The organism is Photorhabdus sp. RM71S (genome assembly GCF_042879355.1).
GTDB lineage: Bacteria > Pseudomonadota > Gammaproteobacteria > Enterobacterales > Enterobacteriaceae > Photorhabdus > Photorhabdus kayaii.
In genome coordinates this window covers 1-21,681 of record NZ_JBHFKV010000050.1, presented here as the reverse complement: position 1 = coordinate 21,681, position 21,681 = coordinate 1, and the positions used below count along the sequence as shown (strand labels likewise).

Sequence of the window (21,681 nt, the reverse complement as noted above, 5' to 3'; positions counted from 1 at the left end):
TTCCTTATCTCTCTGCTTGCCAGATGCGTTGTTGATAATCACGGATTGTCCGGTCAGAGCTGAACATGCCCATCCGGGCGGTATTTAGAATGGCACTACGTGTCCAATGTTGAGTATCGCGGTACAAGGAATCAATCCGTTTATGCGCATCACAATAGGAGGCAAAATCAGCTAGCGCCAGATAAGGATCTCCACCTTCAATCAGACTATGTAGCAGCATATCGAATGCTCGCTTATCGCTATAACTGAACTCGCCGCTAGCCAGTGCCTTGAGTATGTTGTCCAGATGCTGATCTTCCTTGAGTAATTTCAGTGGATCATAGCCAGCAGCTTTTAAGGCTTTCACTTCTTCTACGGTATGCCCGAAGATGAAGATATGGTCATCTCCTACCTGTTCGGCAATTTCAACGTTCGCCCCATCTAATGTTCCGATGGTCAGTGCGCCATTCAGTGCCAGTTTCATGTTGCCGGTACCGGAAGCTTCTTTGCCGGCTGTGGAGATTTGTTCTGAAACATCAGCAGCCGGTATCATTAGCTCCGCGACAGAAACTTTGTAATCGGGGATAAAAGCGATCTTAATGCGATCACGGACGATTGGATCGTTATTAATTTTCTCCGCTGCCTGATTGATGGCAGAGATAATGTTTTTTGCCAAATAGTAGCCGGGCGCGGCTTTTGCGCCAAACAGGAATACACGTGGCACGATATCCAGTTCCGGGTTTTCCTGAATTTGTTTATAGAGCGATAGGATATGCAACAGGTTCAGATGTTGGCGTTTATATTCATGCAAACGTTTAATTTGCACATCAAAAATGGCGTTTGGATCTAGCTTAAGCCCCATCACTTTATTGACATAATTGGATAGCAGGATCTTGTTGCCTTGTTTGATAGCTCGGTACTCTTCGCGGAAAGCGGCGTCATCTGCATAGGGTTCAAGTGTTTTAAGGGCATCAAGATCGTTAATCCATTCGCGATTAAGTGTACGGTCAAGCAATCCTGACAGTGCCGGGTTACACTGTTTGAGCCAACGACGCGGGGTCACGCCATTTGTCACGTTGAGAAACTTATTCGGCCATAGTTGATGGTATTCAGGGAAAAGATCCTTAACGATGAGCTGTGAGTGCAGCGCTGCTACCCCGTTTACGGCAAAGCCCGCGACGACACAAAGATTCGCCATGCGTATCTGATGGTTATAATGTACAGCCAATTTTTCCCATACGGCTTGCTCGCCGGGCCAGGCTTTGTCCACCAACTTTTTAAACCGGTAGTTAATTTCTTTAATGATGCTGTAATGGCGTGGTAGCAGGTGGCTGACTAGATCCTCGTCCCAACATTCCAAACCTTCTGGCATCAGGGTATGGTTGGTATAGGCGAAAGTATGGCTGGTTATCTCCCAAGCCGTTTCCCAACTCATCTGGTGTTTATCCAGCAGAATGCGCATCATTTCAGGGATGGCAATTGTTGGATGGGTATCGTTAAGTTGGATAACTTCATACTTAGGCAGATCTTCCATTTTGCGGCCCGCTAGCTGATGGCGACGCAAAATATCTGCGACGGAGCAGGCACACTGGAAATATTGTTGCATCAGACGCAGGCGTTTGCCTTCCTGATGATTATCATTCGGATAGAGAACTTTTGTCAGTTTAGCGGCTTCAACACCTTGCTGTTCTGCTGCCAGAAACTGCCCGGCGTTGAATTTGTCGAGATCAAATGGCGTAGCATGGGTTGCTTGCCACAGGCGTAATGGTTGAGTAACACCATTGCGATAACCAATGACCGGTAGATCCCAAGCTTCTCCAACCAAGGTAAATTCAGGTGCCCAAGTTTCGCGTCCATCATCGGTTATGACGACTTCGCCACCAAAATTCACCTCAACATCTAACTGAGTGTTGTGGTGGAACCAGGGATAAGATTCTCGTCCCCAATTGTCTGGTTCTTCAATTTGTTGCCCTTGTTCAAAGGATTGGCGGAACAGGCCGTATTGATAATTCAGACCATAGCCAATTGCCGGCTGACCGACGGTTGCCATAGAGTCAAGAAAACAGGCGGCAAGCCGTCCCAATCCACCGTTACCTAAAGCGGGGTCAGTTTCTTGTTCCAGAAGATCACTCAGAATGATATTTTCTTCTGCCAGGTAAGCCTGAACGTCTTCATACCAACCAAGGTTAAGCAGATTGTTTGCGGTTAAACGGCCAATCAGAAACTCCATAGAGATGTAGTTCACATGGCGTTGTTGGTCGGAATGATTGATGACAGGGCATGTGGGCAACAGCTCTGACAGGGCCGCACTAACGGCTTGCCACCATTGATGCTGGGACATTTCCTGTGCCGAACCGAGGCCAAAGCGCTGCCATTGACGTGTCAGCGCAGCCTGAAACTGGGCTTTATCTAATCTGGACTGTTGCATGGAGTCTTCATCCTGTAGCTGAAAAGGAAAGTTTAAGCACTATGCTGAATGCTCTCAGGATCTAAAGCATCATCCTAGAGAGGTATTAGTCAGGGAGGAGTAGAAGGGCGTAGCCAATAACCCTCTTTCGCATCATTTTTGCACCTAATTGAGTTCATTTTTTTCCAGTGGATCGATAAGGTAATCTGCTAATTGCTTCCACAACTTGTATGTAGAAAATGGAATTTGTTGTTCAAGAATGTGATAGGGTGCGCAACTTAATACTATAGGGGTCGTAAACATATTTGCAAAAGCAATCTATTTCACTAAATTTGGTTGGGCCGATTAATGGCGTCATTACGGACCGTGAAATAAATCATCTATACCCTATGGATTTCAAGATGCATCGCGACGGCAAGGGAGTGAATCCCTGGGAGCATAGCAAACTATGTGACCGGGGTGAGCGAGTGCAGCCAACAAAGAGGCAACTTGAAAGATGACGGGTATAACTAATATCACTCATGGTTCCGGCGCAGGTTTCACTTATTACTTCTTATTGGGCACGGAAATTACGGAAATTAATGCTTATCCCATCAAAACTGAGTCGTCCCGTTCGTCTGAATAATACGGTCTTGCGTAAGCGTTTGTTAATCAGAATGAATGAGTCGTCTAACTATCGTCTTGTGCTAATAACTAGCCCCGCTGGTTACGGTAAAACCACACTGGTCTCTCAGTGGGCTGCCGGGCAGGATAATTTGGGATGGTATTCTTTGGATGAGAGCGATAATCAGCCGGAACGTTTTGCCAGCTATCTTATCGCGGCGTTGCAACAGGCTACGCAGGGACACTGTGTTAAAAGTGAAGTGTTGGCCCAAAAACATCAATATGCCAATTTACCCGCGCTTTTCGCTCAATTATTTATTGAACTTAGTGAGTGGCGGCGGCCCATTTTCCTGGTGATTGATGATTACCATCTGATTGTAAATAATATTATTCATGAGGCTATGCGGTTTTTCCTGCGTCACCAGCCTGAGAATCTGACGTTAACCATCTTATCGCGTAATTTGCCTTCTCTTGGGGTAGCTAATCTGCGTGTGCGTGAGCAATTGCTGGAAATTGACAGTCAGCAACTGGCTTTTGATTATCAAGAAACGCAGCAATTTTTTGATAAGCGGTTAACCACATCCCTTGACGCCGACGATTGTAAGCGCTTATGCAATGAAGTCGCGGGTTGGGCAACGGCGCTTCAGCTTATCGCGCTTTCAGCACGGCAGTCGTGTGATGCCGCTGAACTGTCGGCTAAACGCTTGTCGGGCATTAACGCCGGCCATCTTTCCGATTATCTGGTGGATGAGGTACTCAATCAGGTGGATAGTTCAACGCGTGAATTTTTGTTGCGCAGTTCTATCTTACGTTCCATGAATGACGGTTTGATTGTTCGTCTAACCGGTGAAGAGAATGGTCAGCAGCGTCTTGAAGAAACTGAACGTCAGGGGCTGTTTATCCAGCGTATGGATGACTCTGGCGAATGGTTTCGCTTTCATCCGCTTTTTGCTTCATTTCTACGTCAACGCTGTCAATGGGAAATGGCGTTGCAATTGCCGGAGTTGCATCGGGCGGCCGCAGAAGGTTGGTTGGCGCAGGGGTATCCGGGCGAGGCGATTCATCATGCCTTGGCGGCGGGTGATACTGCCATGCTACGCGATATTTTGTTGCAGCATGCTTGGTCGCTGTTTAACCACAGTGAGTTATCTCTGTTGGAAGAGTGTATGAATGCGCTGCCTTATGAGCAGCTATTGGAGAGTCCGCGTCTGGTGCTGCTCCAGGCTTGGCTAGCCCAAAGCCAACATCGTTATTCAGAAGTCAATACACTGTTAAACCAAGCGGAACAGGCACTGCAACAGAAACAAATTGCTATAGAGCCGGATCTGCTAGCTGAATTCGATGCGCTACGGGCTCAGGTGGCTATGAACAGCGGCAAGCCGGAGATGGCCGATAAGTTGGCGAAACAGGCTTTGGCCGCACTGCTTCCTCAGAATGAATACAGTCGTATTGTTGCAACTTCCGTGGAAGGTGAAGTATTACATTGTAGAGGTGAGTTGGCTGATGCATTAGCGCGGATGCAACAAACCGAGCAGCTTGCGCGTCGTTTCCATGTTCATCACTATGCGTTGTGGGCGCTGTTGCAGCAAAGTGAGATTTTATTAGCTCAGGGATATTTGCAGACGGCTTATGAAACGCAGAACAAGGCATTTGAATTGATCCGTGAACAGCATTTGGAGCAGTTGCCAATGCATGAATTTTTGTTGCGTATCCGTTCACAGCTTTTGTGGTGTTGGTCTCGTCTTGATGAAGCCGAAGATGTAGCGCGTCGTGGGCTGGAAGTGTTGTCTAACTTCCAACCTCAACAGCAGTTGCAGTGTCTAACCCAGTTGGCTAAATGCTCTTTGACCAGAGGAGATATTGATAATGCCCGCCGTTATCTGGCGCGTTGTGAAAACCTGCTAAATAATGGGCAGTATCATCGAGATTGGCGTACGAATACTGACAAACTGCGAGTCATCATTTGGCAGAATATGGACGACAAAAATGCCGCTATTCGGTGGTTGGCACAGACTGAGCGACCAGAAAGTGTCAGTAATCATTTTAATCAGGGGCAGTGGCGCAATATTGCTCGTGCTCAGATTCTGCTTGGTTTGTATGATGAGGCTGAGTCCATTTTGGATACACTGAATCAACATGCGAGAGAATTGCAGTTAATCAGCGATCTGAATCGTAATTTACTGTTGTATAACTTGCTTTACTGGCATATCGGACGCAAAAGCGAAGCGCAGAATGCACTCATTGAGGCATTGGCTCTGGCTAACCGTACTGGATTTATTAGCCATTTTGTCATTGAAGGTGAGTTGATGGCCCAACAATTACGTCAGCTTATTCAGCTCAATACCTTGTCTGAACTAGAGTTACATCGGGCGCAGCGCATTTTGCGGGATATCAACCGTCAGCATCGCCATAAATTCGCTCATTTTGATGAAAGTTTTGTCACACAGTTGCTAACACATCCTGATGTTCCTGAGCTTATTCGCAATAGTCCGCTTACACAGCGTGAGTGGCAGGTGTTGGGATTAATTTACTCAGGCTACAGTAATGATCAAATTGCCGCAGAATTGGATGTAGCGACGACAACTATTAAGACACATATACGGAATCTGTATCAGAAGCTAGGGATTGCGAATCGCCAGGAGGCGATTCAGCAAGCACAACAACTGATGCAGATGATGGGGTTAGGTGTGTGATTGATATTTTAGGATTCTAGCGAAACTACCCGTCCTTTCAGGTTACGGCTGAGTATGTGTGCCGACAGGATTAGGGTGGTACCGAGTAGCATGACTAACACGAGTGACTGTTTGAGCGAAAATGGCAGCGCCATAGCAATGAGCGAGAGGGTGGAGCCGACAGCCATCTGGACGAATCCTATCAGTGCAGAAGCGACACCGGCTTCGTCAGAATAAGGCTCTAGTGCATAACTGGTCGCCGGTCCCATAACAAATGCCATACCTGTGCAGGCGAAAGAAACCGGCAACATATAGCTTAGCCAGTGCTGGCTGGCGACAGTTGGCAGATGCATGCCAGAAAACAGAGATAGGCTAGCCAGTGCCATTAGAATTGTCCCTAACAGCAGGCAGCAAGGGCGGCCAAGTCGATGGATAATTTTATTGGCGGTTAGGAAAGCGATCATCGTCCAGAGTCCGTTGCCACCAAAAATCAATGAAAATGCTAGCGGTGAAATATGGCCCTCAGTCATTAGCACGGTTGGCGCAAATGACACATAGGTAACCACTATTCCCATAATGCCAGCGTTAACTAGGGCAAAATGTATAAACTGGGCATTGCTAAGAATTTGAAAATATTGCTTTAGTGGTAACCCGCGAACTGGTTTAGTGTTAGCGGGACGCGTCTCTGGTAGCCAGTTGGCAATGATAAGTAGTGCAATAACCGAGTAGCAAGTCAAAAACCAGAATGGCGCTCTCCAGTTGAACATTTCGGCCAGAATACCGCCAAGTAATGGCGCGAGAGCAGGAACAATATTTAGCGTACCGTTAATAAATCCATAGGCTTTGGCCGCCTCATCACCGTTTAGGCGATCACGCACACCACTAATGCAGACGACACTGGTACAGCAGACAGCACATCCTTGAATAATTCGCGCTGCAATAAAAATTTCGGGAAAAGTAGAAAGCGCTGCGATCACCGAACCGATGATATATAAGGTGATACCCGTTAGGGCTACTGGCCGACGGCCGAATTTATCTACCAGTGGCCCAGCGATTAACTGACCTAGCCCCATAATTAATAAAAACAAAGAAATCGTTGACTGAATAACTTCATTGTTAACTTTAAAATCCTCGGCAATGGCAGGAACCGTAGGCAAGAATACATCGATACCCAAAGGTCCAAAAAGTGCCAAGCTAAGTAGTAGAAGAATATAATTTTGCATGTGTGTTCTTTTAATATTTCAATAATGGTGGTGGTTTTATTGGTGAATAGGCTCAGTGGAATTCATTCTTTAGCGTTACCAAAGAGCTTGGATACACCAGAGATCCTACTAGCGAGTCATTTCAAGCTAGCGATAGGGATGTTCAAGGATCACGCACAGACTGAACCCTTTACTTTTTTTAAAGTCTGAACTTTATACGAGCTATTCACCGGTGTAAACCAACCAGCTTGTGTGGGTATTTTAAATATTCAAATCTTAAATACAAAAAAATGACATCGCGCTGTAGCATCAGCTTATTTTTCACTCGTCATTTTAATGTCAGTCGGAAGTTTGGCTATTCTTAGTATGAAAAACGCACATTGTTTCTGACAAATCAGAAATGATCGAGAATCTTTTATCACATTTCATCATCTGTCAGAAAATAGCTACGCATTAGGTAAGTGCTCTTATCATCTGCGGAAAAGCCGTGAGATGGAAAATTTTGGTACAGTTTTTGTAGGATTTGAACAGAATTTATTATCATTAATCCTATAAATCAGCAGTTCTGCATGCCATTAACCAATCATTCAAAATAATAATATATTTTATACAAAATACTTTAATTTTTTAAATGTATTTTGGTTTTTTGCAGACTTTTTGTTGATATAAACTAATTTTTAGTAAATATTGCCTTATATATTAAAGGCTGGTTTTATTTGTTTTGGTTATGAATAGTTAATTAAGGTAATTAGAATGATGGAAAATGAAAAACGGTTTGAAGATATGCTTTCTCGCTTTGTTGGAAACGGTCCTTATTTGGAAATTGATGGTAAAAAGTATATCGATGCAGCTTCGGGGACATTTAACCTTCCACTTGGGTACACTAATCGCAGAATAACAGAAAAATTAAAACAGCAGATCGACAGATGTACACATTTAAGTTCAGCTTATACCCATGAAATATCACAATATATTTTGGGTAAATTAGTTAAACATACCCCTGAGGGCATTGATAGAATATGGTTACGTGATGTTTCCGGTTCTGGGGCGGTTGAATGTGCAATTCGTATCGCGCAAAAAGCAACAGGACGTTCAGGAGTTATCTCTTTCTTTCTGGCTCATCATGGTCAGTCTTTAGCCACAGCGCAAATTTCAGGTAATGCTTTTAGAATTAAAGACTTCCATGTCAGCATTGATGGTTCTTTAAAAATTCCAACCCCTGCTAGTGTCATGTCAGAACTTGAATCGAATACAGAACCCAATCAATATTTTGACTTAGAACAATTTATTCAATTAGGTTCAAATGACAATATTGCCTGTCTTATCATTGAACCTATTCAAGGAAATGGCGGAAATAACGTTTTCCCTGTCGATTTTTACCGTAAGATCAGAGATATCTGCCATAAACATGACATTATTATTATCGCAGATGAAGTACAGACCGGATTTGGTCGTACCGGGACATTTTTCGCCTCAACCGGTTACGCTAAAGAATTAGAACCCGATATTATTGTTTTCGCTAAGGGCGCTGGTGGCATAGGTATTCCTACCGGTGGTGTGCTGATGCGGAGTTCATTAGATGTATTAGAGTCATTCGAACATTCCAGTACATCAGGCGCTAACCCTCTTTCATTAACGGCGCTTAATGAAATTATCGATATTATCGAAGACGAACAGGTTCTGGAGAATGTGCAGCATAATGAAGCTTATTTACGTGATGGCTTATTAGCATTACAGCATAAATACCCAGAAATTACTGGTGTTAGAGGCGTCGGTTATATGTTTGGCTTTGATACGCCATCACCAGAGTTTGCGGCACAAGCGATTGCAATAGCGAATTCTCATCACTTGATCATCCGGGGTTCTCGTTATGGTAAAGGTCGTGCACTTAAAGTTCGTCCACCGTTAATTTGTACTCAGGAACATTTAAACGAAATTCTGTATAAGCTTGATCTGACTTTTGCTGATATGACGTTAAATATGCTGGATAACAAGGAGGTAGCGTAATGAAAGCACTTAAATTTAATCGGGTGTGGGATGTTCAAATCCAGGATGTTGAACCGTTACGCTGTGTGGAGCCTGATGATGTTGTCGTTGATATTGCGGTGTGTGGCGTTTGTGGTACGGATGTTGGGATTATCACCGGTTCTTATCCTGTTGCTATTCCGGGAACTACTCTGGGCCATGAAACAACGGGTGTTGTTGCTCAAGTAGGAAAGAGTGTCACTCGCTTTAATGTAGGTGACCGTGTTGTCATCAACCCAACTTATTCTTGTGGGCATTGTCGGATGTGCCAGACAGGAAATCCAAATCATTGCGAGAAAAAATTGGGAACCGAAGCGGGAGTTTCCTATGATGGGGCATTTGCTGAGCAATATCTGGCTAAAGAGAGTTCACTGATAAAACTGGATGATCATGTCAGTATGGAAGAGGCATCACTGACTGAGCCACTCAGTTGCACGCTGACCGGGGTCGATAAACTGGGCATCACCCATACTAATATTCGTGCGGCGGTAGCTGGCGCAGGCCCAATGGGGATGCTCTATATTTGGGCTTTGCATGCCAGAGGCGTTAAGGCTTTCATGGTCGAGAAAAACGAAAGTCGTGTTCAATTTGCCAAAGAAAATCTGCCGCCAGAATGTGAGCTATATACTGATTTTGATGAGGCATTAACGCAACAATATGGCGATAAATCAGCGCCTATCGATCTCTGTGTGGATACGACCGGGCAATTAACCGAATACATTTTTGACCATTTGGCGCCTGGCGGAAAATTGTTGAATGTCGCGCTTAAAGATAAGCATGCCAATCTTGATATCTTGAAAATTGCTGATAAGAGCCTTTCCGTGATTGGTTCCATCGATTCTCTGAATAACAGTTTTGAGCGTGCTTATACCATGATCCGTGATGGCGTTATTCCAGCCGGTCGTCTGGTCAGCCAGGTTTTTGATTTTAATGATTACTTGCAGGCTTTTCTCACTGTTGGTTGTGATATTGCTCGCAAAAGCCAAAAACCACTGTTTACTCCGAACTGTAAAGTGCTTATCCGTATTTCCGATCTAAAATAATGGAATGTTTCACATGGATAGATTTAATGTGATTTTTGATATCGATGGGGTCATTGTTGACAGTGAACAACTGCACTTTGATGTTCTTTGTGATTTGGCTCCTGACTACACACAGCATGTACAACCACAGCAACTTATTGGCCTGAGTTTGGAGGGAACATTAGATTACATCGGGGTTCCAGCTCTGCAACAGAAAGGGATCACTGCGCAAATCGTCTCGGTTTACAAAGATAAGCTGTCTAAAAGTTACCTTCGTCCAGGGATTGCCCGGTTGATAGCGACCTTACAACAGCACCGTATCCCTTTTGGCTTTGTTTCTACTGCGCCGCGGGAAGTGTGTTTGGCGAATATTGGATTGCTGGAGTTGAGTGAAAACCCTGCTTTAATCTCTGGTGACGATGTTGCGAGGACGAAACCTTATCCTGATCCCTATCTTGCTATGTTGAAATTGAAGTCTATGGATGTTCATCAGACATTAGTGATTGAAGATACCGATTTGGGAATTACAGCAGCAACGCAGGCAGGTATTCCCTATGTGTATGCCTGGCCTCATGCTTTATCGATTGCGGAACAATATCAACAGGCAACTCGTATTATCGGGACGCTGACCGATATTCCGCAATTTTCTAAAATTAATTTTGTGTAACTTAATGCTCTCCGTTAGTCATAGCGGAGGGCTTTTTATTGATATAGAAGGAACATGAGTTGTCTGATCAAAATATTATCTCTTTGGTAAAACAACCCATTATGGCGACGCGCGCCGCTTTTTTTATTGCTGGCTTTAGTCTTGCAAGTTGGGCTCCTCTCATTCCTTTAGCTAAAGAACGGCTACAACTTGATAATGGCGCTATGGGGCTTCTAATGTTGGCATTCGGCATTGGTTCTTTCATCATGATGCCAATAGCCGGCATGTTAGCTGCACGCTTCGGTTGCCGGAAAATTTTCACTTTATGTGCTTTGATCGTGTTAGTGATGTTGCCAGGGTTAAGTGTATTACCGACACCGTTGACATTAGCTTGCGTTTTATTTGTCTTTGGTGCAGGTATTGGGGCAATGGATGTTGTGGTCAATATCCACGCCGTCATGGTCGAGAAAATGGCTCAGCGGCCAATTATGTCTGGCTTTCACGCGTTATTTAGTTTGGGCGGGATCGCCGGTGCAGGATCGGTGAGCGCATTATTGTCTCTGGGCATATCACCTCTCCAGGTGATGGTAATGGCGGTATTACTGATTATTTTACTGCTATTGCCGGTATGGAGTGGGTTATTGAACGAAGCTGAAGCTGGTAATACGCCATTCTTTGCTGTGCCTCATGGGATCGTGATTTTATTGGGCTTTCTCTGTTTTGTTGCCTATATCATGGAAGGCGCAATGCTGGACTGGAGCGGTATATTATTAACCAGCGTACATAATATCAGTAGTCATCAGGCTGGTATCGGTTATACCCTGTTTGCTATTGCTATGACATCGGGCCGCTTTATGGGTGATAAAATCATTGCCTTTTATGGACACCGACGGGTTTTTATCAGCAGTGCTTTATTGGCTACTTCTGGATTTATCCTTATTTACTCAGCATCAACTGCAATGATGTTAGGGTTCTCTTTCCTGATGATAGGCGCAGGATTATCCAATATAGCGCCAATGCTTTTTACTGCTTCTGGTCAACAGAAAATTATGCCTGATTCACTGGCTGTTGCTGCGGTTTCTACCATGGGATATTCAGGGATTTTGTTGGGACCTGCAATCATAGGTGGATTAGCGCATATTGTGACATTACACGGCGCTTTTGCTTGTATTGCTTTACTCTCTATTTCCTTATTTGCAGGATATAAATTGATTGATTCGAGCGGAAGATAATAGAGGGAGTTCCTATGGGTTTATCACAATATCATTGGCTTAATGAACCATCTGATTGGCAATGTGGAAGCGACTGGCTTAATGTCACTACAGATCATAAAACTGACTTTTGGCAACGAACATGGTATGGCTTTGAACGTCATAATGGTCATGTTTTTGGGCGTTATGTTGAGGATGATTTCACCTTTCAACTCTGTATTGAAGGCTGTTTTGAACATTTATACGATCAGGCAGGAGTCATGCTATTAGTCGATGAGAAACATTGGCTGAAAGGCGGAATTGAATATTCTGATGGTCATGCCTCGATTGGTAGTGTGCTAACACGTGATCATTCTGATTGGTCTATGGGCGTATTTCCTGGTGATTCTAGTAAATTCTGGTTACGTTTGACTCGTGAAGAGGGATATTTAAGACTGCAATATTCCACTGATGGTTTACGGTGGCCATTGTTGAGGTTGTCTCCTTTTTTTGAAGATAAACAACCTGTCTTTGTTGGTGCAATGTGCTGTTCTCCAGAACGGCATGGATTACAGGTGCGGTTTTCTGATTTCCAATTGACGCCGCCAATAAAAAAACCATTGCATGATTTAAGTTAGCCAGAATGGTTTTCGGAGAATTATCTCTATTTAAAACACCCGGAGCAATGTGCTTCGGGTGTTATGTATCAAGGCCCGATGTTTAAACTCTTTCTAGAATAAAACCCGTGAAGTCAGCAGTTGCCTCTTCTGGAAGTTCTATAAATTGGTCTTTCAGCATGTAAATACGTAAAAGCCCTTCTTCATCTGTGTTTAATTCAACTGAACCGGTCGTAAAGTTGAAGCTATTTACAGCAAAGGATTCAGGGCCAAATGTGCGATTTTGTAAACCAAAATAAGCGGGCAAGGCCCTTTGTGGTGTTAGTTGAGTCGATAAGCGTGCTGTACCTGTCAGTCTATATTTAACGTTAGGTTCCAACCCTGTTATAATTTGATCAATGACGCCAGAGCCGGAATAGGTTTGGATGCTAAGAAAATTAGTGCCATTCTCGGATAAGATTTCTATAGTTTCAGGGTGTGGGATTCTCCAGCCATGATATCCTTCATTAAATGAACCATTAACTAGTTCTTTATTAGCGTTTTTTGTATCAGAATAATCTGCGCTATTTAGCATTTTTTTCATATCCATATATGAGTCCTTTTAAATGAATGGCAATTAAATTTAATTTTGCTTAATGATTTTTCCCTGTAAACACTTTATCAATAATGAAAAAATATTCAATCATGTTTTTTGATTGAATATTAATTTTGTGATAATTAATGTAAAAATAAATGAGATGGCTAAATTATTTCGATGGGAATTTATTTTAAAATAATTGAACTATATTTCAATTAAAATATTAATTTATGATTTTATTTTCTCAACCAATATTAAAACACCCGGAGCTTCCTGTTCCGGGTGTGTTTTAATGTCAAACTACTTCGAAGTTAAATATTTAAGCTTTTTCTAAAACAAAACCGGTAAAGTCAGCGGTTTCTCCATCTGGGCGATGGCCAACTTGGTCTTTCAATAAATAAACGCGTAAAAGTCCCTCTTGATCTGTATTTAATTCTACCGAACCCGTTGTAAAATCGGTGCTGTTTACAGCAAAAGAGTTGGGGCCATCGGTGCGACTCTGTAAACCAAAATAAGCTGATGAGGCCCATTCTGCTGATACGCGCGCTGTAGCTGTTAATTTATATTTAGTGTTAGGTTCTAATCCTTCGATAATTTGATCAATGACGCCAGAACCAGTAACGCTTTGGACTCTGATAAAGTGAACGCCATTTTCAGATAAGATTTCTACTGATTCAGGGGCCGGGATTCTCCAGCCGTTATATCCTTCTTCGAATGAGCCGTTAATCAGTTCTTTATGAGAGTTTTTCTTGATATCAGAATAATCTTCGTTATTCAGGATCTCTTGTACGTTCATATATTAGTCCTTTTTAAATAGATAGAAATGAATTTAATTTATTTCAGCGCTTTTTTTTCGGGAGGGCACTTTATCAATAATAGGATAATACTCAATTGTATTTTTTGTTGGTGGTGAGTTGTAATTTGAGTAAATTGGTATAAAAATAAAACAAATGAGGGTAATTTTCAATATATTCAGTATACATGGATTATTATTCTCATTATTTATTGGTATAAATTGGAATTTTATTTTTAAAACAGGAAATCAAGTTATTTATGAAAAATAAACTGTTTAGTTAATGATTATTAGGATATGGGATTTTTTGTTTTATGTAGAGAATTTGTATGTCGATAAGTGATATATTTGTATATTAAAAGTTAAATTTTAACTATGAATAAAATGGTTATGCGGAAATAAAATATTTGTGATGAAAATAGATTTTATAATGTTGGTTATATCTATATAGATAAATTTTTATTTTAAATTCAAAATAGATATTTCAAATGACAATTATTTTCTTGTTAATCGTATTTGTCTTTATTACTGTCTGGTATTGGAACCAGACAGTTTGTTATATTCAATCCTATTTTTTGTCGTTATTGTCTGTTAAAAGCTTTTACTTAAAATCAAATTATTTAACAAGAAAGAAAATTAAATTATCGACCTAAATAGCTATCCCAATCTTTCCAGACAGGTTGTAACCCGGCTTTAATTAATACGTCTGCGACCTGATAAACAGAACGGTTATCATGTGGCATAAATTGTTCCAATTCTTCGTGGCTACTATCTGAGTAACCACCGGGTTGGGTTTTCGAACCGGCACTGACATTGTTGATTGCCAATGGTATGACGTGATCGCGGAAGAATGGAGATTCACGAGTAGAAATAGAAAGCTCAACATCTGGCGCAAATAGACGAAAAGCACAAATCAGTTGTACCAGTTCTGCTTCACTCATCAGCGATGCGGGCTCAATGCCTCCAGCACAAGGTCGCAAACGTGGGAATGAAATAGAGTAACGGCTTTGCCAATATGTACGTTGCAGAAAGAATAAATGCTCCGCCACCATATAGCAGTCTGTTCGCCAATGACTAGAAAGGCCAATTAGCGCTCCTAAACCGATTTTATCGATTTTAGCATGACCAAGGCGATCGGGTGTTTCTAATCGCCAGTGAAAATCCCGTTTCTTACCCCGTAGATGATGTAGCAGGTAAGTTGGTTCATGGTAGGTCTCCTGATAAACCATCACACCATCTAACCCCAGTGTTTTCAGTTCAGAATACTCTTCCTGTGTCATAGGCTGAACTTCCATCATTATTGAGCTGAAATATTCGCGGATAAGTGGCAGATAGCGGCGGAAATAATCCATACCGACCTTGCCCTGATGTTCTCCGGTGACTAATAACAGATTGTCGAAGCCCAGCGCTTTAATCGCCTGACATTCGGCAATAATTTCATCTTTATTGAGTGTTTTGCGTTTGATGCGGTTACTCATTGAGAACCCGCAATAGGTGCAATCATTGGCACACAAATTGGAGAGATAAAGCGGTACATAAAAACCAACGGTGTTACCGAAGCGTTGACGAGTCAGTTTTTGTGCCCGTTGTGCCAGTGGTTCGATATAGGATTTCGCTGCCGGAGAGAGCAAGGCCATGAAATCGTCCAGATTTAATTTGTTACTGCTTAATGCCCGTTCAACATCCTGCGCGGTTTTGCTATTAATGCGAAGGGTAATGTCATCCCAGTCCAACTGCTGCCAGCGGTAACTAAAACTACCGCTCATAAGATGATGAATCATCAAAATGCCCCTAGAAAATCGGTCAGTGGACTGGATGCGACAGCATGTTGTTTCGGACTTGCCAGGCCAGCTTGATAGGATAATTCACCCGCTTCAATCGCTATTTTGAAGGCTTGAGCCATTTTTACTGGATTACGTGCAACGGCAATGGCAGTGTTGACTAATACCGCATCCGCACCCAGTTCAATTGCTTCCAATGCATGGCTTGGCGCGCCGATGCCGGCATCAATGACCACCGGCACTTGTGCTTGCTCGATAATAATTTGCAGGAAATCTCGGGTGAGCAGCCCTTGATTAGAGCCGATCGGTGCGCCTAAAGGCATGACTGCCGCGCAACCCACTTCTTCCAGACGCTTACACAAAACGGGATCAGCACTGCAATATGGCAGAACGACAAACCCATCTTTGACCAACATTTCAGCGCCTTTGAGTGTTTCAATCGGGTCAGGTAACAAGTATTTCACATCAGGATGAATCTCTAGTTTGATCCAGTTGGTCGCCAGTGCTTCACGGGCCAAACGGGCGGCAAACAGGGCCTCTTCTGCGGTTTTAGCTCCAGAAGTATTTGGCAGCAATTTGACGCCAAGTTTTTGCAATGGTGCCAAAATAGCGTCATTACCGCTTTGCAAATCAATGCGTTTCATTGCCATCGTGACAAGCTGGCTGCCGGAAGCCGCTATAGCCTGAGTCATTAAATTGGCATTGGCGAATTTGCCTGTACCGGTAAATAGGCGGGAATTAAAAGTCGTATCAGCAATTTTTAGCATATCAACCTCCAGCAATAGCCTGAAACAGAAGGATATTGTCTCCATCATTAATTTGATGCGTATTCCACTCTGAACGCGGAATAATGATTTGATTAATAGCCAGTGCCATTCCCGGTTGTGTTCGTTCAAGTTGTTCTAGCAATTGTTGTATAGCCAGAGGAGCCATAAGCTCCATCGGCTGGTCGTTTACCGTAATTTTCATGCCATATCTCCGCAAATCGGGCATTGCTGCGACTGGCTAAGTTGTAGAGTGCTCCAGCTTTGTTGTTTACCATCAAACAGTCGGAGTTTGCCGCTTAACGGAGAGGGAAGCCCGGTTAACATTTTGATGGCTTCCAATGCCTGTAATGTGCCGATGATACCGACTACCGGACCTAAGACACCCGCAGTCCGGCAATTTCGTAGTGGTTCTTCCTGTTCAGGGTAGAGACAGCTATAACAGCCATGAAGATAAGGGGGTTCAAATACCATAAGTTGACCGCTAAAACCGACAGCACTGCCGCTAATTAATGGTTTTCGCATTGCCACACAAGCGGCATTGATCGCGTGGCGGGTTGTTATGTTGTCACTGCAATCGAGAACCAGATCGACCTGCTTCACGATTGTTGCCAGAGATTCCCGGTTTTGACGTTGATTAAGGACCATTGTTTTTATCAGCGGATTCAATGCATTGAGTTGATTGGCTGCAAGTTCAGCTTTTGCGGCAGGGATCTCTTCGGTGCGGTAAAGTATTTGCCGTTGTAAATTGGAGATGTGCAATTGGTCATCATCAGCGAGATAAATTGTTCCCACACCTGCCCCGGCTAAATAGAGAGATGCAGGAGCGCCTAGTCCTCCCAGTCCGACAATCAATACTCGGCTGGATTTCAGTTTTTCCTGCCCTTCCGGGCCAATATCTTCGAGTAACAGTTGTCGGCTGTAACGCATAAATTCTTGATCATTCAGCATAAGAACCTCTCTATCCCTTTAACGCAACGCCTTCAATCAGATGAAGCAGTTGTGCGGTGGCCTGTCGCCAATCCTTTGCTTTGGTAATTGCACTAACCAGCGCCACACTGCCGACTTCCGTTGCAATGACATCCGGTACGCGTTCAAGAGAAATTCCGCCGATGGCGACAGTGGGATAGTCTGGTGTGTTTTCTACTTGCCGTTTTAGTGCTGCCAGTCCTTGTGGGGAAGATGGCATCGTTTTGGTCGTGGTTGGGAAAATATGGCCGAGAGCGATATAAGACGGACGCAGAGATTTAGCTCGTGCCAGCTCTTGTTCATCGTGGGTAGAGATTCCTAACCGTAATCCCGCTTTTTGGATGGCGTTCAGATCAGCGATAACTAAATCTTCCTGCCCCAGATGAACACCATAAGCGCCATGCTTTATTGCCAGTCGCCAGTAGTCGTTGATAAACAAACGAGCGTTATATTGGCTACCGAGCATAATAGCTTGCTGAATCTCTTCTTCCACCTGATCTTCTGGTCGATCTTTAATTCTCAACTGAATTGTGGTGACGCCTGCTTTTAACAAGCGGGAAATCCACTCTAGCGAATCCACGACGGGATACAGGCCCAATTTATATTCCGTTGGGGCAAATGGCGCGTTAGGCAGATTGTTCATGAGAGACATCCTCTACGCTGTGATACAACTCGCCACCGTGGGCGCAGAATGTTTCAGACATTTGTTCCATACCAGCGGCATAATCGCGTACTTCCTGAGAAATCTTCATAGAGCAGAATTTAGGCCCGCACATAGAACAGAAATGCGCAATTTTGCCGGAGGCTTGTGGCAGAGTTTCATCGTGATAGGCGCGAGCAGTATCGGGATCGAGCGCGAGGTTAAATTGATCTTCCCAACGAAATTCAAAACGTGCTTTGGACATGGCGTTATCGCGGATTTGTGCGCCCGGATGACCTTTGGCGAGATCGGCGGCATGAGCAGCAATTTTGTAGGTAATTAGCCCTTGCTTAACATCATCTTTGTTTGGCAAGCCGAGATGCTCCTTCGGCGTCACATAACAGAGCATGGCGCAGCCAAACCAGCCAATCATGGCAGCGCCGATACCGGAAGTGAAATGGTCATAACCGGGTGCAATATCTGTTGTTAGTGGGCCAAGGGTATAGAAAGGGGCTTCGTGACAATGTTCCAATTCTTCCGTCATATTGCGGTGGATCATCTGCATAGGAATATGTCCGGGACCTTCTATCATCACCTGAACATCATATTCCCAGGCAATTTTGGTCAGTTCACCTAATGTGTGCAGTTCTGCAAACTGCGCTTCATCGTTAGCATCTTGAATAGAACCAGGGCGTAAACCGTCTCCCAGTGATAGGGAAACATCATAAGCGGCGCAGATTTCACAAATTTCACGGAAATGTTGGTAAAGGAAGTTTTCTTGATGATGAGACAGACACCATTTCGCCATAATTGAACCACCGCGGGACACAATTCCGGTGAGGCGTTTGGCTGTCATCGGTACATAGCGCAGTAATACACCGGCATGAATGGTGAAGTAATCTACCCCTTGTTCTGCTTGTTCCAGCAAGGTATCACGGAATATTTCCCAAGTGAGATTTTCCGCTACGCCATTGACTTTCTCCAGCGCCTGATAAATAGGGACTGTACCGATAGGAACCGGGCTGTTACGTAAGATCCATTCGCGGGTTTCGTGGATATAACGGCCAGTGGAGAGATCCATTACCGTATCTGCACCCCAACGAGTGGACCAGATTAACTTTTCTACTTCTTCCTCAATAGAAGAGGTGACTGAAGAGTTACCGATATTAGCGTTAACCTTCACCAGAAAATTACGACCAATAATCATCGGTTCTGATTCAGGGTGATTAATATTGGCAGGAATAATTGCCCGACCAGCCGCGACTTCCTGGCGGACAAATTCTGGTGTGATATTTTCCGGCAACTGAGCGCCAAAACTTTGTCCAGCATGTTGTTGGCGTAACACATCACCGCGGATACGTTCACGTCCCATATTTTCCCGTAGTGCGATAAATTCCATTTCGGGCGTGATGATGCCTTTACGGGCGTAATGCAGTTGAGTAACGCATTTGCCTTTACGGGCTTTTAATGGATGGGGGCGATGATTGAAGCGTAAATGATCGAGACCGGCATCCGTTAGGCGCTGCTGCGTAAAATCAGAGCTGAGGGTAGTAACAGGTTCAGTATCTTGGCGTTCGGCGATCCACGGTTGACGTAGTTTGGTTAACCCAACATGTACATCCAGTTTGGAATCAGGATCGCCATAAGCGCCGGAAGTATCATAAACCTGGATAGCTTCGTTTTCCTCATACTGAGGTTCTTCTTTGGTGCCGCCAATTAAAGTTGGTGATAACTGGATTTCACGCATTGGAACTTGGATATCATCACGGGAACCTTGAAGATAAATTCGTCGTGAATTTGGGAATGTCACCCCTTGAATAGAATTAATAAATTCTTGAGCAGCATCGCGTTGTGCTTTACGTGGGCGCGCCGGATTGGGTTTTGGTGAGACATCGGTTGTAGGGATAACAGTATTATGAGACATAGCAAATTCCTAACTGTGTTATTGGGAAAGTTGCTTGTCTGGAGCTCGCAGGGAGTAATAATTGATGGCTGGACAGACCTGTAAAATTGGGTGGGCTGACAGCGGTTGATTACTCTTGTTCCCTTCGCAGGTATTAACCCGATCAGGTTCCGCGGATCCCGAATTAACGGTCTCAGCCTGTGTATGCTGCGATAAAACAGCTTACGCTAGGCACTCCGACAAGAAAGTAAGCAGTAGTATAGAAGGGATTGTGAAAACTACAACCCTTACTGATTGAAAGTATTTACAGTGACCAGGTTAATTGTTGCCAGCCATGTTGTTGTGCTTCGGCTTTTAAACGAGTATTGATGGTAATCACAAAATTATTTTGTGATTACTACCTCATTTTATGGATTGTTTAGTGGATAAATAATAAATATTTTCTATGTTAAATATTGTTTGGCTAAACGTTATTCTTTCGATGATAATTTGTTGAGGAAATAGGTTATGAAAAACTTTGACTCTTCTAAAGTGGTTAGAATTAAATCGTTATTATCTCAGTGGGTGATGATTAATAACAAAAGTGACGATTAACTGACTATTATACCCTTTCGTATTTTATACGAAGGGGTATAATATGGAGCTGAATATGAACATCACTACGACATGTTATCCGCATCAACAGTTCCGTTCTGATTTCGAATTACAAATCCGAAATTCTTTGGAATATCTAATTGAAATAACCGAGTCTGATTTTAAAATTCCTGATAAATTCTTTACAAAATGGAATTTATGCGCTTCTCATTATCTTGCTATTGATGCGGCAGAAAATGGTAATAGAGAGTTATGTATTAATTACATTCGGAACGCTATAGAAAAATGTCGTGATGACACAGGGAAACCAGAGCTATCTATTAAAGCATTGGATTATTTTATTGAACCTGTGTTTGATATGAACATGCTTTTAAAAATATTATATAAAGATAAAGGTGTCGGGGTTGGATATCGGTTTGCTCATGAAGTAAAAGAGGATATAAAGAAGATACAGGAAGCACTGGAATTATTGAAAACCTATGATGAAAATACCTATCTTGAGTGTATATCTTTTATTGACACAATATATCTTACAGGAAAAATAGAAGGAGATTATATTAGATCCGGTTGCAGCTTTAATATGTGGGGAATGATCCTGTTTTGTTGTGATGATGAAAATAGCGTACCTTATTATATTGAGAATATTGTTCATGAATGTGCACATCACGCATTAGGTATTATTAATGCACAGGATTACATTGTTTTGAATGATCCTGATGAACGTTATAAAGCTCCATTTCGTAAAGATGATAGACCCATGATCGGCATATTTCATTCCTATTTTGTACTTAACCGGGTGTGTCAAACTTTATATAAAATTTCTAATATATACTCTGGTATTTATGAAGAAGAAATTAAATCACGATTTAATACTGCATTGAAAAAATTCTTGGATACAAAAGAGATAATAGATAACCATGCCAAATTGACAGAAATCGGACATGCTATCGCAGATAGTATCAGTAAAGAAATGAATAAGATTATTTCCTGTGAAGTTAAATGATGATTTTTGGAAAATACGGGCTTCGGAAGCATTATATATTTTAAGTTCCATAATAATTTCAGCTCTGGTCACTTTAAGATTAGGAGTGACCAGATAATGTTGTCTTCGTGTTTTCTCTTTGTCTATTCTATTTCATGAATGCAGAGATGCTGAATAACACAATACATTCAATGATTGTCTAATTAACCCGAATTCTGGATAAAAAATTGACATGAAGCCTGTTCCAGGAGCAGTGTTTTGGTGCATGCCGAAACAGCTCCGGGGAGGAACAGGCTATGGACAACTTAGTTGAAA

At 43.0% G+C, this 21,681-nt stretch carries 18 protein-coding genes and 1 riboswitch; of the genes, 8 read left to right on the top strand and 10 right to left on the bottom strand.

Features of this window, described 5'->3' with window-relative positions; translation table 11 throughout:
* Window positions 1-4 precede the first annotated feature (4 nt).
* Window positions 5-2,407: a maltodextrin phosphorylase gene (malP, locus tag ACGF5R_RS19770; RefSeq protein ID WP_387692331.1), complete on the bottom strand. Its 2,403-nt coding sequence runs from the start codon at window positions 2,405-2,407 to the stop codon at window positions 5-7.
* 475 nt (window positions 2,408-2,882) lie between these two features.
* On the opposite strand from malP, the gene ACGF5R_RS19765 reads away from it, so the two are divergent.
* Together ACGF5R_RS19765 and malT are read left to right on the top strand one after the other, a co-directional pair.
* Window positions 2,883-3,011, top strand: coding sequence for a hypothetical protein (locus tag ACGF5R_RS19765; protein ID WP_255566992.1), 129 nt, complete (start codon window positions 2,883-2,885; stop codon window positions 3,009-3,011).
* Window positions 2,968-5,682, top strand: coding sequence for an HTH-type transcriptional regulator MalT (gene malT, locus ACGF5R_RS19760; RefSeq protein WP_112879230.1), 2,715 nt, complete (start codon window positions 2,968-2,970; stop codon window positions 5,680-5,682). Before ACGF5R_RS19765 ends, malT begins: the two co-directional genes overlap by 44 nt.
* A gap of 8 nt (window positions 5,683-5,690) precedes the next feature.
* Here the strand turns inward: malT and ACGF5R_RS19755 are convergent, their stop codons facing one another.
* Complete coding sequence (locus ACGF5R_RS19755; RefSeq protein ID WP_112879223.1) at window positions 5,691-6,884, bottom strand: multidrug effflux MFS transporter; 1,194 nt, start codon at window positions 6,882-6,884, stop codon at window positions 5,691-5,693.
* 735 nt (window positions 6,885-7,619) lie between these two features.
* On the opposite strand from ACGF5R_RS19755, the gene ACGF5R_RS19750 reads away from it, so the two are divergent.
* Genes ACGF5R_RS19750 through ACGF5R_RS19730 form a run of 5 tightly spaced genes read left to right on the top strand, consistent with a single transcriptional unit; the run spans window position 7,620 to window position 12,384 of the window.
* Window positions 7,620-8,870 carry an aspartate aminotransferase family protein gene (locus tag ACGF5R_RS19750; protein ID WP_370446079.1) on the top strand — a complete coding sequence of 417 codons (1,251 nt, stop codon included), beginning with the start codon at window positions 7,620-7,622 and terminating at the stop codon, window positions 8,868-8,870.
* Window positions 8,870-9,931 (top strand): zinc-binding dehydrogenase, encoded by a 1,062-nt coding sequence (locus ACGF5R_RS19745; protein WP_262981406.1) that lies wholly within the window; start codon window positions 8,870-8,872, stop codon window positions 9,929-9,931. Before ACGF5R_RS19750 ends, ACGF5R_RS19745 begins: the two co-directional genes overlap by 1 nt.
* Window positions 9,932-9,944: 13 nt before the next feature.
* Window positions 9,945-10,577 carry an HAD family phosphatase gene (locus ACGF5R_RS19740; protein WP_112879220.1) on the top strand — a complete coding sequence of 211 codons (633 nt, stop codon included), beginning with the start codon at window positions 9,945-9,947 and terminating at the stop codon, window positions 10,575-10,577.
* A 59-nt stretch (window positions 10,578-10,636) separates the two neighbouring features.
* Window positions 10,637-11,788 (top strand): MFS transporter, encoded by a 1,152-nt coding sequence (locus ACGF5R_RS19735; RefSeq protein WP_112879219.1) that lies wholly within the window; start codon window positions 10,637-10,639, stop codon window positions 11,786-11,788.
* A gap of 14 nt (window positions 11,789-11,802) precedes the next feature.
* Complete coding sequence (locus ACGF5R_RS19730; RefSeq protein ID WP_112879218.1) at window positions 11,803-12,384, top strand: DUF1349 domain-containing protein; 582 nt, start codon at window positions 11,803-11,805, stop codon at window positions 12,382-12,384.
* 82 nt (window positions 12,385-12,466) lie between these two features.
* Here the strand turns inward: ACGF5R_RS19730 and ACGF5R_RS19725 are convergent, their stop codons facing one another.
* The 8 genes from ACGF5R_RS19725 to thiC form a co-directional block, all read right to left on the bottom strand.
* The gene (locus ACGF5R_RS19725) at window positions 12,467-12,952 is read right to left on the bottom strand and encodes a hypothetical protein (RefSeq protein WP_112879217.1); all 486 of its coding nucleotides are present in this window, start codon (window positions 12,950-12,952) and stop codon (window positions 12,467-12,469) included.
* Between the two features lie 307 nt (window positions 12,953-13,259).
* A complete protein-coding gene (locus ACGF5R_RS19720) occupies window positions 13,260-13,736 on the bottom strand; it encodes a carbohydrate binding domain-containing protein (protein WP_112879216.1) in 477 nt (158 codons plus the stop codon).
* 638 nt (window positions 13,737-14,374) lie between these two features.
* Window positions 14,375-15,499, bottom strand: coding sequence for a 2-iminoacetate synthase ThiH (thiH, locus tag ACGF5R_RS19715; RefSeq protein ID WP_387692338.1), 1,125 nt, complete (start codon window positions 15,497-15,499; stop codon window positions 14,375-14,377).
* A 14-nt stretch (window positions 15,500-15,513) separates the two neighbouring features.
* On the bottom strand, window positions 15,514-16,281 hold the full coding sequence (locus tag ACGF5R_RS19710) for a thiazole synthase (protein ID WP_113044041.1): 768 nt from the start codon (window positions 16,279-16,281) through the stop codon (window positions 15,514-15,516).
* A 1-nt stretch (window position 16,282) separates the two neighbouring features.
* Complete coding sequence (gene thiS / locus ACGF5R_RS19705) at window positions 16,283-16,483, bottom strand: sulfur carrier protein ThiS (protein WP_262981404.1); 201 nt, start codon at window positions 16,481-16,483, stop codon at window positions 16,283-16,285.
* Complete coding sequence (locus tag ACGF5R_RS19700) at window positions 16,480-17,229, bottom strand: HesA/MoeB/ThiF family protein (protein ID WP_112879213.1); 750 nt, start codon at window positions 17,227-17,229, stop codon at window positions 16,480-16,482. The genes thiS and ACGF5R_RS19700 overlap by 4 nt, the downstream gene beginning before the upstream one ends.
* 10 nt (window positions 17,230-17,239) lie before the next feature.
* The gene (thiE, locus tag ACGF5R_RS19695; protein WP_370446078.1) at window positions 17,240-17,890 is read right to left on the bottom strand and encodes a thiamine phosphate synthase; all 651 of its coding nucleotides are present in this window, start codon (window positions 17,888-17,890) and stop codon (window positions 17,240-17,242) included.
* The gene (gene thiC, locus ACGF5R_RS19690) at window positions 17,874-19,811 is read right to left on the bottom strand and encodes a phosphomethylpyrimidine synthase ThiC (protein ID WP_387692328.1); all 1,938 of its coding nucleotides are present in this window, start codon (window positions 19,809-19,811) and stop codon (window positions 17,874-17,876) included. Before thiC ends, thiE begins: the two co-directional genes overlap by 17 nt.
* A 102-nt stretch (window positions 19,812-19,913) precedes the next feature.
* A riboswitch (TPP riboswitch) is annotated at window positions 19,914-20,039 on the bottom strand.
* Window positions 20,040-20,427: 388 nt separating this feature from the next.
* Between thiC and ACGF5R_RS19685 the strand changes: the two genes are divergently transcribed.
* Window positions 20,428-21,387: an aKG-HExxH-type peptide beta-hydroxylase gene (locus ACGF5R_RS19685; protein WP_387692325.1), complete on the top strand. Its 960-nt coding sequence runs from the start codon at window positions 20,428-20,430 to the stop codon at window positions 21,385-21,387.
* Window positions 21,388-21,681 lie beyond the last annotated feature (294 nt).

Excerpts from the sequence above, each read along its gene's own strand:
- malP (WP_387692331.1), bottom strand. The coding sequence starts at position 2,407 with ATGCAACAGTCCAGATTAGATAAAGCCCAGTTTCAGGCTGCGCTGACA.
- ACGF5R_RS19765 (WP_255566992.1), top strand. The coding sequence starts at position 2,883 with ATGACGGGTATAACTAATATCACTCATGGTTCCGGCGCAGGTTTCACT.
- malT (WP_112879230.1), top strand. The coding sequence starts at position 2,968 with ATGCTTATCCCATCAAAACTGAGTCGTCCCGTTCGTCTGAATAATACG.
- ACGF5R_RS19755 (WP_112879223.1), bottom strand. The coding sequence starts at position 6,884 with ATGCAAAATTATATTCTTCTACTACTTAGCTTGGCACTTTTTGGACCT.
- ACGF5R_RS19750 (WP_370446079.1), top strand. The coding sequence starts at position 7,620 with ATGGAAAATGAAAAACGGTTTGAAGATATGCTTTCTCGCTTTGTTGGA.
- ACGF5R_RS19745 (WP_262981406.1), top strand. The coding sequence starts at position 8,870 with ATGAAAGCACTTAAATTTAATCGGGTGTGGGATGTTCAAATCCAGGAT.
- ACGF5R_RS19740 (WP_112879220.1), top strand. The coding sequence starts at position 9,945 with ATGGATAGATTTAATGTGATTTTTGATATCGATGGGGTCATTGTTGAC.
- ACGF5R_RS19730 (WP_112879218.1), top strand. The coding sequence starts at position 11,803 with ATGGGTTTATCACAATATCATTGGCTTAATGAACCATCTGATTGGCAA.
- ACGF5R_RS19725 (WP_112879217.1), bottom strand. The coding sequence starts at position 12,952 with ATGGATATGAAAAAAATGCTAAATAGCGCAGATTATTCTGATACAAAA.
- ACGF5R_RS19720 (WP_112879216.1), bottom strand. The coding sequence starts at position 13,736 with ATGAACGTACAAGAGATCCTGAATAACGAAGATTATTCTGATATCAAG.
- thiH (WP_387692338.1), bottom strand. The coding sequence starts at position 15,499 with ATGAGCGGTAGTTTTAGTTACCGCTGGCAGCAGTTGGACTGGGATGAC.
- ACGF5R_RS19710 (WP_113044041.1), bottom strand. The coding sequence starts at position 16,281 with ATGCTAAAAATTGCTGATACGACTTTTAATTCCCGCCTATTTACCGGT.
- thiS (WP_262981404.1), bottom strand. The coding sequence starts at position 16,483 with ATGAAAATTACGGTAAACGACCAGCCGATGGAGCTTATGGCTCCTCTG.
- ACGF5R_RS19700 (WP_112879213.1), bottom strand. The coding sequence starts at position 17,229 with ATGCTGAATGATCAAGAATTTATGCGTTACAGCCGACAACTGTTACTC.
- thiE (WP_370446078.1), bottom strand. The coding sequence starts at position 17,890 with ATGAACAATCTGCCTAACGCGCCATTTGCCCCAACGGAATATAAATTG.
- thiC (WP_387692328.1), bottom strand. The coding sequence starts at position 19,811 with ATGTCTCATAATACTGTTATCCCTACAACCGATGTCTCACCAAAACCC.
- ACGF5R_RS19685 (WP_387692325.1), top strand. The coding sequence starts at position 20,428 with ATGGAGCTGAATATGAACATCACTACGACATGTTATCCGCATCAACAG.